Origin of the sequence: Bradyrhizobium sp. TM102, from assembly GCF_009176685.1 — a bacterium.
Classification (GTDB): Bacteria; Pseudomonadota; Alphaproteobacteria; order Rhizobiales; family Xanthobacteraceae; genus Bradyrhizobium; species Bradyrhizobium ottawaense.
This window is the reverse complement of the sequence record NZ_AP021855.1, coordinates 2,754,934-2,770,019: the sequence shown is the minus strand read 5'-3', so window position 1 is coordinate 2,770,019 and position 15,086 is coordinate 2,754,934. Positions and strand designations below refer to the sequence as shown.

Here is a 15,086-nt window from a genome sequence, read left to right as displayed (position 1 = left end):
TCGCAGCCTGCGCCAATGATAACAAAGGACGGACGCTTCGCCTACGAAGCCGCGGGCGATCCGGATGCGATACCTCTGATCTTCCTTCATGGCATCGGCGGCGCAGCGCGGGCCTGGCGGCGGCAACTTGCCACGTTCGGCGGCCGCTTCCGCGCGATCGCATGGGATATGCCGGGTTACGGCAGATCGGCACCGCTCGCCAGCGTCAGCATTGCTACCCTGGCGGAGGCGCTCCAGCAGTTCATTGAGCAACTCGATGCAACCAGACCCATTCTGGTCGGTCACTCGATTGGCGGCATGATCGTGCAGAAATGGCTGGTGCAATCGCCAAAGCTGGCGCGCGCGGTCGTACTGGCGCAGACCAGCCCGGCCTTCGGCAAGGCCGACGGCGACTGGCAGAAATCGTTCATCGCGGCGCGGCTCGGGCCGCTCGATCGCGGAGAGACGATGAAGTCGCTGGCGCCCTCGCTGGTGAAGGAGCTTGTCGGGGACGATCCCGATCCGAACGGGATCGTGCTTGCACGCGAATGCATGGGGAGCGTGCCCGAGGCAAGCTATCGTGCCATGATGCTGGCTCTCATCGGCTTCGACCAGCGCAGCACGCTTGCGAATATTTCCGTCCCGACGCTGCTGCTGTCGGGTTCCAAGGACAACAATGCGCCCGCGCCGATGATGGCAAAGACTGCGAACTACATCCCTGGTGCTGAATATGTCGAGCTCGCCGGCGTCGGCCATCTCGCCAACCTCGAGCGCCCCGAGGCCTTTGACGAGGCCCTCGGCCGGTTCCTGAACTCTCTCGCGACCAAAGCGTAAGGTGACCGCGCAATGACCATGCAAGTCAGCAAGACGATCGGCACGACTGACAAGGTGGCGCTGGATGCGCCGATCTTCGATCCCGTTGCATTCCGCCTCAGCGACGAGCAGGCTGGCATCGTTACGCGGGCAAGAGAGATCGGTCAGAGCGTGTTCGCCGCTCGCGCCGCCACCTACGATCGCGAGGCGACCTTTCCGATCGAGAATTATCGCGACCTGCACCGCGTCGGTCTGCTCGGCATTGCCGTTCCCAAGAAGCACGGTGGGCTCGGCGCGAACTACCAGACCTATGCTTTGGCGGCCGCCGAGATCGGCCGCTATTGCGGCGCGACCGCGCTGACCTGGAACATGCACGTGTGCTCGACCATCTGGTCGGGGCCCCTCGCCGACGATCTCGACATGGACGCCGGGACCCGGGCCGAGCACGAGCGGCGTCGCGCAGTCCACTACAAGCGCATCGTCGAGGATGGTGCGATCTATTCGCAACCCTTCTCCGAGGGTGGAGCGGCCGCCGCAGGCGGCGTCGCCTTCGGCACGGAAGCAAGGCCGGTCGAGGGCGGCTGGATCGTCAACGGCAAGAAGATCTTTGCATCGCTCTCCGGCCATGCCGACTATTACGGCGTGCTCTGCACTGAGGTCGAGGAAGGCGAGAAGGCCTCGCGCCGCAACACGCTTTACCTCGCGATCTCCGCCAAATCGGAAGGCGTCTCTGTCGTCGGTGACTGGGACCCGCTCGGCATGCGCGGAACGGTTTCGCGGACGCTCCTGTTCAAGGACGTGTTCGTGCCGGCCGACTCTGCACTGATGCCGCGCGGCGTCTATTTCCAGGCCGCGATGCGCTGGCCTCACATGTTCCTCACGTTGTCGCCGACCTATATGGGCCTGGCGCAAGCGGCCTATGATTTCACCGTGCGTTATCTGCGCGGCGAAGTGCCGGGCATGCCGCCGGTCAAGCGCCGGATGTATCCGACCAAGCAGATCGCGGTCGCGCAGATGCAGATCAAGCTCGAGCAGGTCAAGGCGATCTGGTTCCAGGCCGTCACCGAAGCCTGCGCCAATCCGAGCAAGGAGCAGGTGTTGCGGGCCTATGCCGCGCAATATTCGGTGATGGAAGGCGCCAATGAGCTTGCCGCGCTCGCGATCCGCACCTGCGGCGGTCAGGCCATGCTTCGCTCGCTGCCGCTGGAACGGATCTACCGCGACAGCCGCTGCGGCTCGCTGATGCTGCCCTGGACCGCCGAGCTCTGCCTCGACCGGATCGGACGCGAGGCGCTGTATGAGACCGGCGAGACGGACGACTGACGGTGGACCTCTGCAGTCTGATCGATCGCAACGCGGCGTTCGCGCCAGACAAGACAGCCATTGCCTTCGAAGGGGAACGGCTGAGCTATGCGGCGTTCGCCGCGCGCATCGAACGCACCGCGACGGCATTGAAACAGGAGCTCGGCGTCGGCCGCGGCGACCGCGTCGCCATCCTGAGCCTGAACCGACCCGACTATCTTGTTCTGCTCTACGCCTGCGCGCGGCTGGGTGCGATGCTCGTGCCGCTGAACTGGCGGCTGGCGGTCGCCGAGCAACTCTTCATTCTCGCCGATGCGAGCGCCAAGGTGCTGGTGCTCGAGCGGGCCTTCGAGGGAGTTCTCCACGAGCTTGCGCCGGGGACGTCCGTTGTCGGCCTCGACTTCACGCCACCTCGCGGCACGACATTCGAAAGCCTGCTCGCGCGCAGCGACGGCGCCGGCCGAAATCCGCACACGGATCTCTCCTGCCCGCTGCTGATCGTCTACACATCGGGGACAACCGGGCGGCCGAAAGGCGCGGTGCTGCGCCAGGAGGCGCTGTTCTGGAACGGCGTCATGAGCCAGCACATGCACAACATGACGTCCGACGATCACGTGCTCACCGTGCTGCCGTTCTTCCACGTCGGCGGCCTCAACATCCAGACCACGCCGGCGCTGCAACTTGGCGCGACCGTCACGGTCCATGCGCGCTTCGCGCCGGAGACCGCGCTTGCGGCCATCGAACAGGAGCGGCCGACACTCACGGTCATGGTGCCTGCGATCATCCAGGCGGTGAGCGAGCATCCCGCCTGGACCGCCACCGATCTTTCGTCACTCAAAGCCGTCGCCACCGGCTCGACCATCGTGCCTCCGCATCTGATCGAGCGTTTCGTCGCCCGCGATGTGCCGGTGCTTCAGGTCTACGGCTCGACGGAAACCTGCCCGATCGCCGTCTACACGCGGCTTGGCGGCGACCTCTCGCGTGCGGGATCGACCGGACTTGCCGGCCTGTGCTGCGAAGCGAAGGTGGTCGATCATTCCGGCAATGAGGTGCCAGCGGGCACGCCGGGCGAGATCGCGGTGCGCGGACCCAATGTGTTCTTCGAATATTGGGGCAACGAGGCGGCAACGCGCGACGCATTGCACGACGGCTGGTATCGCACCGGCGACATCGGCCTGTGCGACGCCGACGGCTATTTCTGGGTGCGCGACCGCAAGAAGAACATGATCATTTCGGGGGGAGAGAACGTCTACCCGGCCGAGGTCGAGCGCGTCCTGCTCGAACATCCCGATGTCAGCGAATGCGCCGTGATCGGCCGGCCGGACCCGCGCTGGGACGAGGTGCCGATCGCTTATGTCATCCCCCGATCCGGCTGCCGGCCCGAAGCGAACGAGCTGAGAGCCCATCTCCAGGCGCAACTCGCCCGCTACAAGGTGCCACGCGATATCGTCTTCGTCGCCGACCTGCCGCGCACCGCACTGGGGAAGGTCCAGCATTTCCTGCTGAAGCAGCTTGATGCGCAGTCCCGCGCGCAAGGAGAAGCATCTTGAAGATTGCAGTTCTCGGTGGGGGAAACGGCTCCTTCGCGGCCGCCGGCGATTTTGCGCTGTCGGGGCATGAGGTGCGGCTCTGGCGCCGCGATGCCGGTCAGGTCGCGGCACATCGCGCCGCCGGCTCGCGCATCCTGGTCAAGGATCACAACGGCCGCCACGACGTGACGCTCGCGCTGGTCACGACGGATATCGCCGGGGCCGTCAACGGCACGGAGCTGATCCTGTGCCCCGCTCCTGCCTTCGCACAGACTGATATCGCTCGCCTGCTCGCCCCGCATCTGCGGGACGGTCAGGTCGTATTCTTGCCGCCGGCGACATTCGGCTCGATGATTTTCGCAGAGGCTGCGCGGGATGCTGGGAACCAGGCCAGGGCAAGCTTTGCCGAAACCGGTACACTGCCGTGGCTCACCCGCAAGCACGGACCATTCGAGGTCGCGATCACCATCCGCGCCAAGCGGCTTCCAGTCGGCGTGTTCCCGCTCGACCGGGCACCGCATGCGATCAAGGTGATCGGACGCGCCTTCCCCGATACGATCGAGCCGTGCGGAGACGCGCTGTCCGGGGCGCTGATGAATGCAGGACCCATCATCCATCCGCCGCTGATCGCGATGAATGCCGGTCCAATCGAACATTTCGAGCGCTGGGACATTCATAAGGAAGGCACACAAGCCGCGATTCGGCGGGTGACCGACGCGCTCGACGCGGAACGCATCGCGGTGCGCGAGGCGCTTGGTTACGGTGCACCGCATTTCCCGCTCGCTCATCACTATGCGAAAGAGGGCGAGATCTGGATGTATGGCCGCGGTTCGCATGACCGGCTGACGGATTCAGGGGACTGGCGCGAGCGGATCGTGCTGACGGAGCATCGCTACATGCGTGAGGACCTGCGGCTTGGGCTGTCGTTGCTGGTTTCCATCGCCGGCCTGGCTGGCGTGGCCACGCCGCTGGCCAAAGCGTTCCTGTCAATCGGCGGCGCGGTCTGCGGCGAGGATTTTGCGCAAGGTGGCCGAACGCTTGAGACGCTTGGGCTCGACAATCTCAGCAAGGCTGAATTGCAGACGCTGCTTCGCAATGGATTCTGACCGATGACCAATCGCGCCAATATCGTCTGTCTGGGGGCGGGCCGCATGGGACGCGGCATCGCGGTCGCGTTTGCCTACGCTGGCCATCAGGTCACAATGATCGACGTCAAGGCCCGTAGCGCAGAAGACTTCGCCAAGCTTGAGGCCGACGCGCTCGGCGAGGTCACGAAGACCTTTACCAACCTGTCCAAGCTGGGGCTGCTGGCGGAGGCCGATGTCGATCCGCTCATCGTGCGCGTCTCGGTGGTGCCCGCCAGCCAGAGCGGGGCAGCGCTATCCGAGGCCGGAATGGTTTTCGAAGGGGTTCCAGAGGTCGTCGAGCTCAAGCGCGAGGTGCTGGGGTCAGCCTCACGGCAGGTCCGACCCGACACGATCATGGCATCGACGACGTCGACCATCCTCGTCGATGATCTCTCCGGCGCGATCGTGAATCCTCGGCGCTTCCTCAACGTGCATTGGCTCAATCCGGCCTACCTGATCCCGCTGGTCGAGGTTTCGCCCGGCAGAGCCACCGACCCCGCCATCGTCGACGAGGTCAAGGGACTGCTCGAAGGCATCGGCAAGGTCCCGGTCGTCTGCGCGGCGACGCCCGGCTTCATCGTTCCGCGCATCCAGGCGCTGGCGATGAACGAGGCCGCACGCATGGTCGAGGAAGGCGTCGCCAGTGCCGAGGAGATCGACAAGGCGATCCGCTACGGTTTTGGGTTCCGCTACGCCGTGCTCGGACTGCTCGAGTTCATCGACTGGGGTGGCGGCGATATCTTGTACTACGCCAGTCGCTATCTCGAAGGCGCGCTCGGCAGCGACCGCTACCGCGCGCCGGACGTCATCTCACGCAACATGCATGAAGGCAGGATCGGCTTGCGCACGGGTGCCGGCTTCCTCGACTATTCGGGCATGGACGTTGACGCCTATCGCGTAAGACGGCTTCAGGCCATGGTGGATCTGCTCCGCCACTTCGACCTGGCTCGCCCACCCGTGCTCGACCGCAACTAGCCGAAGACGTCCTGCAACACGCCTTCGCGAACGACCGCGACGCCATCGAGCTCGATGGTCGTTCCCATCATCGGCAGGTCGAAATGCCCCGCTGTGTAGCGGCCGGCGAATTCGTTGGCACCGGTCGAGAACAGGAAATTGCCGGAGACGGCCCGAATCTCGGTGCCATTGGTGTCGCGCTGGTCGTACATCGACAGCGCTTCATAGCGCGCACCGGGGTTCATGCCGAAACCGACATGCGAGACGGCATAAGCCTCGCGATCGCCCCAGGCAGCAAGATAGGCGCGCATCATCGCGGCATCCGTGCCCTCGCCTTCCAGCTCGACGACATAGTCATCTTTCAAGGTCATCTTCACGGGTGATGTGAGGTAGCGTTTGAAAGTGAGATTGATGTCGCCCGGCGCCATCACCAGCGTGCCGTTGATCGTCCCGCTCTTGGGGAAGCTGACGACGATTCCACCGGGCCAATGCGCCAGCGTGCCGGGCTTGTCGGTCCAGCCCCACACACCGACCGTGGACGCGCCGACCATGTCGACATCCAGCGTAGTGCCGGCCTTCGACGTCACCCGCATCCGCTTGGTCCCCCGCAACATCTTGGCCGCCGCACGAACGCGCTTCTCGAGCGCGGGATCCGGCACCATCCGCTCCAGCGCCTCGGGATGCTCGTTGGAGATCACCAGGATCCGCGCGCCGGCCTTGAGGATCTCCGGCGTCTCCACCGCATGCATCAGGCCCTCGATGGTGCAATCCACCACGAAGCCGGCCTGCTGAAGCGCGGTAATGACCGGACCAAGCTTCTGGATCGCCTCGCTCGCCCCTGTCGAGCGAACCGGAACGATATTCCGATTGCGCGGTGTCGGCATGACCACGTGAAACGGCCGGGCACCCATGCGCAGCAGCGCGAGCTCCGCCAGATGCACATTCAACGCACGCGACTGGGTTTCCGACAGGATCGCCGCGGTATCGCCGGCCTTGACGGCGCAACGTTCAAAGATCTCGCAGAATGCGTCGATCCATTTTGCCTCGATGCGATCAGCCAGCATGGTTCACTCCCGGTCTTCTGTTCTTCTTGGTCAGTTCACGCCTCGGGAAAGCCCCGCAGCAGGTACGAGCGTAGCGCCCCGAGCAGGCCATTCAGGATCAGGCCCAGCAGCGAGATCGTGATCAGCGGTACGAACATATCGACGGCCTGGAAAGTTCGCGCCGCTGTCACGAGCGCATGCCCCAATCCCTCCGTCGACGTGATCATCTCGGCCAGAAACACCACGATGCAGGAAATGACAAGCCCGATCCGGCATCCGGTCAGGATCGACGGCATCGCCGCCGGCAGCACCACCTTGAAGAGGATTTCGTAGCGCGGCGTTCCCGCCGCCATCGCCGACCAGATCAGCTTCTGCTCGACGGTCGATGCACCGTAATAGGTCGAGAGCAGAATGGGAAAGAGCGCGTCCGCGGCCACCAATGTGATCTTCGACCCGTGGCCGAATCCGAGCAAAAGCAGGAGTGCCGGATAGAGCGCGACCTTGGGCAGCGGGGCCAATACGCGCACGATCGGCCGAACCACGGCGTTGATCGCCGGATTGGCGGCGGCGGCAATGCCGATACTGACACCCAGCACGACCGCAATCGCGAACCCTGCAAACAGCCGGATCAGAGTTGCCGCGATCTCCTGCTGAAACGTCCACGTCACGAGCTGCTGGAGCAGCCGGCCGAAGACGAAGCCCGGCGGCGGCAGCAAGACCGCGGGCGCGAAGCCGAACGACACCAGGCCTTGCCACAACGCAATGACCAGCACGATCGGGGCAATCCCAAGAAGGACGTTTGCGGAGAGAATGCGCGACATCACGAAAAGCTCAGCGGCATGTCGAACTGAGGCTCGGACCAACGCACGAGCCTGGCACGAACCCTTTCAAAAATCGCGTCGAGGCAGATTCCCATCGCGCCCACGATGATGATCATCGCAAAGACGGTGTCGTACTGACCCATGTCGAGCGCATTGAACAGGATGTTGCCGGCGCCGGACTGGCGGGCGATCATCTCGCTGGTGATCATCGTGATCAACGCCAGCACCAGTCCCGTGCGGCAGCCGGTCAGGATCTCCGGCAGCGCCGCGGGCAACACGATCCGCACCAGGCGTTGCGCCGGCGAAAGCCCCATCGCGGCACCCGACCACAGCATCTTCTCTTCGACAGCCTTGGCACCCTCGAAGCTGTGATAGATCACGGGGAGGCTGACGCCCAGAAAGATCACCAATGTCTTGGTGACGTCGCCGACGCCCAGCCAAAGCATGATGATCGGCATCAAGGCGGCCTTCGGCACCGGATAAATCACCATCAGGAGCGGATTGAAAAAGGCCGCGACGCCCCGGCTGCGTCCCATCAACAGGCCCAGCGGAATCGAAACCAGCACCGCCACACCGAACCCGATCGCCATGCGGCGAAGCGAGGCCAGGATGTTGATGAGGGATTCCTTGTCGCCGAGAATATCCGGAATTGCCCGGATCGCCTCGGTTGCCGTCGGGAAGCTGTCGTTCTTCAGCGCAAGCGACGCTACCTGCCACACGGCCAGCAACCCGATGCAGGCCAGCACAGGAGCGGCCCGTCTGATCAAGGTGGCCGACGACATCATGAGGCAGGCCCGGCTTCGTCGCTTTCATCGAACATGCGCTCGATATCGACGATGTATTTCTGATAGCGCGGGTCGAGCAACAGCTCGTTGCGGCGTCGCGGTCGCGGCAGATCGATGTCGATGACCTCGCGGATGCGGCCGGGCGATTTCGACATCATCACGACTTTATCCGAGAGAAAAACGGCTTCGTCTACCGAATGGGTGACGAACAGCACCGTCTTGCGGTCGCGCTCCCAGATGTTGAGAAGGTCGTTCTGCAGGCGCGTCCTTGTGTGCGCGTCGAGCGCGCCGAACGGCTCGTCCATCAGCAGAACTTCGGGATGGTAGGCGAGCGTCCGCGCCAGCGCCACGCGCTGCTTCATGCCGCCCGACAATTCTTTGGGGTAGAAACTCTCATAGCCCTTGAGGCCAACCATCTCGATCAAGGCCCGGCTCTGCGCTTCCGCCTCTGCGGCGCGCACACCTTGCTGACGCGGGCCGTACATCACATTGCCCAGCACGGTCTTCCAGGGGAACAGCGCAAATTCCTGGAACACCGGTCCGCGATCCGGACCGGGCCCCGTGATCGCATGTCCCTTGATCTTCGCCGAGCCGCTAGTCGGGCTGACAAAACCACCGACGATATAAAGCAGTGTCGACTTGCCGCAGCCGGACGGCCCGAGGATGGAGACGAAGGCGCCCTCCTCGATCGTCAGCGAGATGTCGGAAAGCGCCACATGATCCTTGCGCGCCGAGGTCTGAAAGACCTGCGAGACGCGGTCGATCTCGATGATCGCAGAAGCCGGCTCTTGTGATCTCACCGGTCTCACCCATTCGCTCGATCTCGCAGGCACTACCGTCATCCCGTCTCTCGCCTCACTCGCGCGAACATTTCTCGACGAACCCGCTGAACGTTCTCGGTCAGCGGCACGAGCTTAGCAAGAAACCTGCCAGACAGGCGGTCGTTTTCGGACCCGTGCGTCATTCGAACCACGGCCATTCTGCCGGGCCTTCATGCGTCACGGCTCCACCCGGCGCCTGCCCAACCAGCCGCGCATACTTTGCAAGCGCGCCTGCCCGGTGACGCGGCGGACGTTGCTTCCAATCTCGTCGCCGCGCTGTGAGTTCCTGCTCATCGAGCAGCACATCCATCCGCCGGTTTGCGGCATCGATCCGGATCCTGTCACCGTCGCGAACGAGTGCAAGCGGACCACCAACAAATGCTTCGGGGGCTACGTAGCCGATGCACATGCCGCGGGTCGCGCCAGAGAACCGGCCATCGGTGATCAGCGCGACCTTTTCGCCCATGCCCTGCCCGTAGATCAGCGCAGTGACGCCAAGCATCTCGCGCATGCCCGGACCGCCGACCGGTCCCTCATTGCGGATGACCAGGACCTCGCCTGCCTTGTAGCTGCGGTCACGAACCGACGCGACGCAGGCTTCCTCATCCTCGAAAACGCGCGCCACGCCTTCGAAGAATTGACTCTTCAAACCTGCGACCTTGATCACCGCACCGTCGGGACAGAGATTTCCCTTCAGCACCGCTACGCCGCCGTCAGGCATGATCGGCGCGCGGGCCGCATACACAACTTCTCCATCGGGTGCGTTGGCGGCGTCATACTCTTCGGCAAGTGTGCGGCCGGTGATGGACAAGCAGCTGCCATCGATATGCCCGCTCTGGATCAGCTCACGGATCACGACCGCCGCACCGCCGATGTCGTAGACATCCTTTGCCGTGTATTTGCCCCCGGGCCGCAGATTTCCGATCAACGGCGTCCTGGCGAAGACCTCGCCCACATCATCGATCGTGAATGCAATGCCGGCCTCGTTGGCGATTGCGGGCAGATGCAGCGCGGCGTTGGTCGAGCCACCCGTCGCGGCAACGATCGCCGCACCGTTCTCCAGGGACTTGCGCGTCACGATGTCGCGCGGCAACGGTCCGCCGCGTTCCAGCATCTCCATGATCAGGCGTCCGGCGCGCCGCGATATCTGCGCACGCTCGGCATAGACACCGGGCACCATCGAGACGTTGGGAATGGTCAGGCCCATCGCCTCCGAGACCATTCCCATGGTGTTGGCGGTGAACTGGCCGGCGCAGGCGCCGATCGTCGGCAAGCAGGCACGCTCGATCCGCTCCAGCGTGGCGCCGTCGATCTCACCAGTCATGAAGCTGCCGACAGCCTCATAGGAATCGAGCACCGTCAGCGTGCGCCCATCCACGTGGCCCGGCAGCGCGCTGCCGCCATAGATGAAGATTGAGGGCACGTTGCAGCGAACCATGCCCATCATCACGCCGGGAAGCGTCTTGTCACATCCGCCGTATCCGATCAGCGCGTCGTAGGCCAGACCGTGGACGACGGCCTCGATCGAGTCGGCGATCAGTTCACGCGAAAACAACGAGAACTTCATTCCCTCATGGTTCATGCTGATGCCGTCAGAGACCGACACCGTCGAGAATTCGCGCGGCGTGCCGCCAGCCTCTTCGATACCCGTCTTGGCCGCCGCCACCTGAAAATCGTGTGTCATGTTGCAGGGCGTCTGCTCGCCCTTCATGCTGACGACGCCCACCATCGGCTTGGCAATCGCAGCGTCGTCGAGCCCCATCGCGCGCATGAATGCGCGGTGCGGAGCCCGGTCGAGGCCGTCTGTGGTGACGCGTGATCGCAACTTCTTCATACGTGCATCTTCTTCGTGCTTCGTCCCGGATCATCCAGGACGCCGCACGCTCCTCGTTAGGATCGTTCGCTCGCCTATTGCAGCGGCGCGACGATCGTCGGATGCTTGAACTGCGCCACATCCAGTTTCGGCAGCATTCCGGTCTCGGCGTAGATGTCCAGCATCTTCTGGATCGCCGGGAAGTTCGGCGCCGCACCTGGATCACGGCCGAAATCGTTGTCCTTGAGCAGGTATGTCTCGAGCACCGGGATGGGCGCCTTCAGCACCTCATTGACGACCTTGAGAGTCTCCTCGCGGTTCGCCAGCGCCTTCTTCATGCCCGAGGTGATATCGCGGACATAGGCCTTGACCAGTTCCGGGTTCTTGTCGACGAAATCGGCACGGCAAGCCTCCAGGATATGCACGATGTTCGGCATGGCCTGGGACAGCGAGAAGAGCTTCCTTGTGCCGCCCTTTGCCTCTGCCCGCGCGGCGAACGGCTGGTTCATGTTGACCGCATCGACGCGGCCTTGACGCAGCGCATCCTCGGAGACGGCAAAGCCGACCTCGACCAGCTTGATATCCTTGGTTGGATCGACGCCATTCTGCTTCAGGAGCAGGTTGAACGGGCCTTGCGTGCCGCCGCCGATCACGGAAATGCCGACCGTCTTGCCCTTGAGATCAGCGATCGTCTTGATGGGCGAGTCATCCATGACAGCCCAATAGACCGAGAAGCCGCCGGGCTTCTCGAACACGTGCTGCGCCACGATGTAGGCTTTGAGATTGCCGCCGACCACACCATTGGCGAGCGACAGCGGCGCCTGCGTCGCGCAGTCCAGTGCGCCGGCTGCCAAGGCCTGCGTCATCGGTGCGGTGCCCTGGAATTGGGTCCATTCGATATTGTAGGTCTTGCCGAGATTGGGAAATTCAGCCGGGCGGCGCATCATCCAGTACTTTGATTCCTCGGCCGGGATCGTCCAACCGACGCGGATCGCCTGCTGCGCCCATGACGGGCTTGCCCCCGCGCTCACGGCGGCCGCCGCCCCCAAAGCCAGGATCCATTTCGAAACGGTTCGCATCGTGCCCACTCCGCTGCTCCGGCGCCGACCGGCGCCACCCAACCCCGACCGGGCTCAAATCTTTCATGGTTCAAACAATCAGGCAAGCCATGCGAGCCCGGCGGTTTTGCCGTCCGACGCGCAATGTATGGTAAAGCCACGTCGCGCTGCGGCAGAAGGAGGCAACCTATGGCTGATGCGAGCAAGGCAAACCCGCAAGGCGTCGAGAGGCTCGGCTATCTCGGCCTTGGCCTGATGGGAACGCCGATGACCCGACGCCTGCTCAAGGCCGGCTATCAGGTCACTGTCTGGAACCGTTCGGAGGGCAAGGTGGCTCCGCTCGCCGAGGCCGGAGCCGGGCGCGCAGCCACGCCTCGTGATCTCCTGACGAACGCCGATATCGCCTTCATGTGCGTGACGGATGCCGCGGCCGTCGAGGAGGTGATCTTCGGGCCTGACGGGCTCGCGGCAGCGCCCGGCGCTGGCAAGCTTGTCGTCGACTTCTCGTCGATACATCCCGACGCCGCCCGCGATCTGGCAAAGCGACTGAAAGCCGCCAATGGCGCCGGCTGGATCGATGCACCGGTTTCCGGCGGAACGAAAGGCGCCGAGGAAGGTACCCTTGCGATCATGGCCGGCGGAGAAGCAGACGAGATCGAGAGGGTACGCCCTTACGTGCTGGCCATGGCGCGCAGGTTCACCCACATGGGCCCGACCGGAGCCGGCCAGACCACGAAACTCTGCAATCAGGTGATCGTGGGATGCGCGATGGCCGTCCTCGCGGAAGCCACGCGCCTGGCCGTCAACGCCGGTATTGACGCCAATCGCCTGCCCGAAGCGCTCGCCGGCGGCTTTGCGGACTCGATCCCGCTCCAGCTTTTCGTGCCCAGAATGGTGCAAGGCATTCACTCGCCACCGCTCGGTCACATTGCCACGATGCTCAAGGATCTCGATACGGTCGCCGACGTCGCGCAGGCGACATCGACACCGGTGCCGATGGCCTCTCTTGCGGGACAACTTTTCAGGCTCGCGAAGGCCGCGCGCGGCGCGGAAGCGGACGCACTGGAGATTTACAAACTTTCAGCGGCAGAGCGCTAAGCCGTCGAGCGAGATCTGAAGCACGTCAAGGCGACGTCTTGCGCTCGTCATCTGCGAGGAATCGGCCGAACGTCCCCCGCGCGAAGAGCAGCGGCTCCTTCGCACCGTAGGTATAGGCCTCGACCGCGCCGAGAAAGATCACGTGGTCGCCGCCATAATAGCGATTCACGGAGCGGCATTGAAAGTTGGCGACGCTCTCCGCAAGCACCGGCGCTCCGCCGAGGCCCGGCGCCCAGTCCACACCTGTGAACTTGTCGTCCGACGACTTGGCGAATTTTGTCGCAAGCGCCTGCTGCGAAGCACCAAGCACGTTGACGGTGAAATGGCTGGCGTTCTGGAAGATGGTCAGACTGGAGGAATAGACGACCAGGCTCCACAGCACCAGCGGAGGGTTCAGCGAGACGGAGGCGAACGAATTACAAGTCAGCCCGTAGGGCTTGCCGTCAGGCGCTGCGGCCGTGATGATCGTCACGCCCGTTGCATAGGTTCCGAGCGCGTTGCGAAAGTCGCGAGGATCGATCGACGAGCTGTCGCTCGCGAACTCGTTGGCGGGATCGGGAGCGCCGGGCTGCTGCGCCAGATCATTCATCGGCCGGCCTCACAGCGTGAGATTTTCGGACGGCAGGCCCAGCGCCACCCGTCCATAGTTGGTCCCGGCCGCATCGAAGTTGAATGCGAGATGCGAGTTGATCGCGTGCGCATCGCGAAATTGCCGCTGCAACACGCCTGTGGTGAACAGACCGCGCGCGCCGCTCGCGGCAAACAGCATCGAGACCGCGTCCGTGCACAGGTTCACCGAAAAAGATCCGTCGCGCCGATAACGGGTCTTGGTCGCCATGCCGGGGATGTGACCAAGCCGCGCGTCCTCCATGGCATCGAGACACGCCGAGCGCATGATCAGGCGCGCGGCATCGATCTTCGCCGAGGCCTCCGCGATCTTGATCTGGGTGCTTTGAAAATCGCTCAATTTGGCCCGGTTGTAGGTTGAAATACGATGACGTGCGACCTCCGTATAATCGTCGAGGCACGCTTGCGCATTCCCCAGCGCGACACCGGAGAGGACGTATGGGAACAGCGAGAACACGGGCAGCGCATACAGCGGATTTGGATTGACCGTGCTTCCCGGCGTCGGGCCGCCTGAGAGGTCGCCGACGGCGACCGTCATATGGTCAGCCACGAAGACATCCCTGACCTCCACGTCGCAGGACCCGGTCCCGCGCAATCCCGCGACGTTCCATGTGTCCAGCACGTTGTAATCGCCTTTTGGCAGCAGGAAGATGCGATACTCGATGCCGTCGGCCTCGTCGTCGGAGTAGACCACGCTTGCAAGCATGTTCCATTCGCAGGAGGCAACCCCGGAGGAGAATGGCCAGCTGCCGCGCAGCTGATAACCGCCCTCGACCCGCGTGGCGCGTCCGGCGGGAAAAATGAATGAGGATGCGATGAGCGCGTCCGGATCACGGCCCCAGACCAGATCCTGCGCCTTCTGCTCGAACATGCCGAGCATCCAGTGATGGCTCGCCAGATTGGCGAGATTCCAGGCCACCGACGCATCCGCCTGTCCGAGCAGCTCAGCGCAGTCGACAAGAGCGACATAGTCGAGCTCGGCGCCGCCGATCCGTGCCGGTTGAAGCATCCGGAACAGGCCGGCTTCATGGAGGTCCATCTCGGTTTCCGACGGGAGATGCCGCAGCTCCTCCGTCCGCACCGCCCGCTCTCGTAGTCGCGGCACGAGGGCCCGGGCCTTCGCGATCATCGCCGCATAGGCGCGTTCGCCGGCTTCCGGCCCGGTGGGCTGACCCATGCTCGGCTTTCGACCAGGCGCCATTCGCTTCCCTCACTTTGGCGTATTTATGCGGCCGGCCCCTTACCAAATCAAGCCAATGCAGCAGGCATCACGAAGCATCGATTCACATACCGCGTGACGCCTGTTGCCAGGGACT

At 63.8% G+C, this 15,086-nt stretch carries 14 protein-coding genes; 6 read left to right on the top strand and 8 right to left on the bottom strand.

Going from position 1 to position 15,086, the window contains the following annotated elements; genetic code table 11:
- The first annotated feature begins 15 nt into the window (after positions 1-15).
- The 5 genes from GDN70_RS13065 to GDN70_RS13045 are packed head-to-tail and all read left to right on the top strand — an operon-like array spanning position 16 to position 5,725.
- A complete protein-coding gene (locus GDN70_RS13065) occupies positions 16-813 on the top strand; it encodes an alpha/beta fold hydrolase (RefSeq protein ID WP_049806472.1) in 798 nt (265 codons plus the stop codon).
- A 12-nt stretch (positions 814-825) separates the two neighbouring features.
- Positions 826-2,115 (top strand): acyl-CoA dehydrogenase family protein, encoded by a 1,290-nt coding sequence (locus GDN70_RS13060; RefSeq protein ID WP_028142590.1) that lies wholly within the window; start codon positions 826-828, stop codon positions 2,113-2,115.
- A gap of 2 nt (positions 2,116-2,117) precedes the next feature.
- Positions 2,118-3,644 (top strand): class I adenylate-forming enzyme family protein, encoded by a 1,527-nt coding sequence (locus tag GDN70_RS13055; RefSeq protein WP_028142591.1) that lies wholly within the window; start codon positions 2,118-2,120, stop codon positions 3,642-3,644.
- Positions 3,641-4,729, top strand: a complete 1,089-nt coding sequence (locus tag GDN70_RS13050) for an NAD/NADP-dependent octopine/nopaline dehydrogenase family protein (RefSeq protein ID WP_152102616.1) — start codon at positions 3,641-3,643, stop codon at positions 4,727-4,729. The genes GDN70_RS13055 and GDN70_RS13050 overlap by 4 nt, the downstream gene beginning before the upstream one ends.
- Before the next feature lie 3 nt (positions 4,730-4,732).
- On the top strand, positions 4,733-5,725 hold the full coding sequence (locus tag GDN70_RS13045) for a 3-hydroxybutyryl-CoA dehydrogenase (protein ID WP_152102615.1): 993 nt from the start codon (positions 4,733-4,735) through the stop codon (positions 5,723-5,725).
- Here GDN70_RS13045 and GDN70_RS13040 read toward each other — a convergent pair.
- The 6 genes from GDN70_RS13040 to GDN70_RS13015 form a co-directional block, all read right to left on the bottom strand.
- Positions 5,722-6,768, bottom strand: coding sequence for a peptidase M29 (locus GDN70_RS13040; protein WP_152102614.1), 1,047 nt, complete (start codon positions 6,766-6,768; stop codon positions 5,722-5,724). The two genes, GDN70_RS13045 and GDN70_RS13040, sit on opposite strands and share 4 nt — an antisense overlap.
- Positions 6,769-6,803: 35 nt before the next feature.
- Entirely contained in the window at positions 6,804-7,568 is a 765-nt protein-coding gene (locus GDN70_RS13035) for an ABC transporter permease (RefSeq protein WP_371731560.1), read from the bottom strand.
- Positions 7,568-8,353 (bottom strand): ABC transporter permease, encoded by a 786-nt coding sequence (locus tag GDN70_RS13030; protein WP_028142596.1) that lies wholly within the window; start codon positions 8,351-8,353, stop codon positions 7,568-7,570. The genes GDN70_RS13035 and GDN70_RS13030 overlap by 1 nt, the downstream gene beginning before the upstream one ends.
- Complete coding sequence (locus GDN70_RS13025; RefSeq protein WP_152102612.1) at positions 8,350-9,195, bottom strand: ABC transporter ATP-binding protein; 846 nt, start codon at positions 9,193-9,195, stop codon at positions 8,350-8,352. Before GDN70_RS13025 ends, GDN70_RS13030 begins: the two co-directional genes overlap by 4 nt.
- Positions 9,196-9,313: 118 nt before the next feature.
- Positions 9,314-11,008 (bottom strand): dihydroxy-acid dehydratase, encoded by a 1,695-nt coding sequence (ilvD, locus tag GDN70_RS13020; protein ID WP_152102611.1) that lies wholly within the window; start codon positions 11,006-11,008, stop codon positions 9,314-9,316.
- Positions 11,009-11,082: 74 nt separating this feature from the next.
- Positions 11,083-12,066, bottom strand: a complete 984-nt coding sequence (locus tag GDN70_RS13015; RefSeq protein ID WP_152102610.1) for an ABC transporter substrate-binding protein — start codon at positions 12,064-12,066, stop codon at positions 11,083-11,085.
- Between the two features lie 168 nt (positions 12,067-12,234).
- Here GDN70_RS13015 and GDN70_RS13010 point away from each other — a divergent pair, with 168 nt between their 5' ends.
- Positions 12,235-13,143 carry an NAD(P)-dependent oxidoreductase gene (locus tag GDN70_RS13010; RefSeq protein WP_173015796.1) on the top strand — a complete coding sequence of 303 codons (909 nt, stop codon included), beginning with the start codon at positions 12,235-12,237 and terminating at the stop codon, positions 13,141-13,143.
- A 25-nt stretch (positions 13,144-13,168) separates the two neighbouring features.
- Here the strand turns inward: GDN70_RS13010 and GDN70_RS13005 are convergent, their stop codons facing one another.
- A complete protein-coding gene (locus GDN70_RS13005) occupies positions 13,169-13,732 on the bottom strand; it encodes a flavin reductase family protein (RefSeq protein ID WP_152102608.1) in 564 nt (187 codons plus the stop codon).
- A 9-nt stretch (positions 13,733-13,741) separates the two neighbouring features.
- The gene (locus GDN70_RS13000; protein ID WP_028142602.1) at positions 13,742-14,947 is read right to left on the bottom strand and encodes an acyl-CoA dehydrogenase family protein; all 1,206 of its coding nucleotides are present in this window, start codon (positions 14,945-14,947) and stop codon (positions 13,742-13,744) included.
- Positions 14,948-15,086 lie beyond the last annotated feature (139 nt).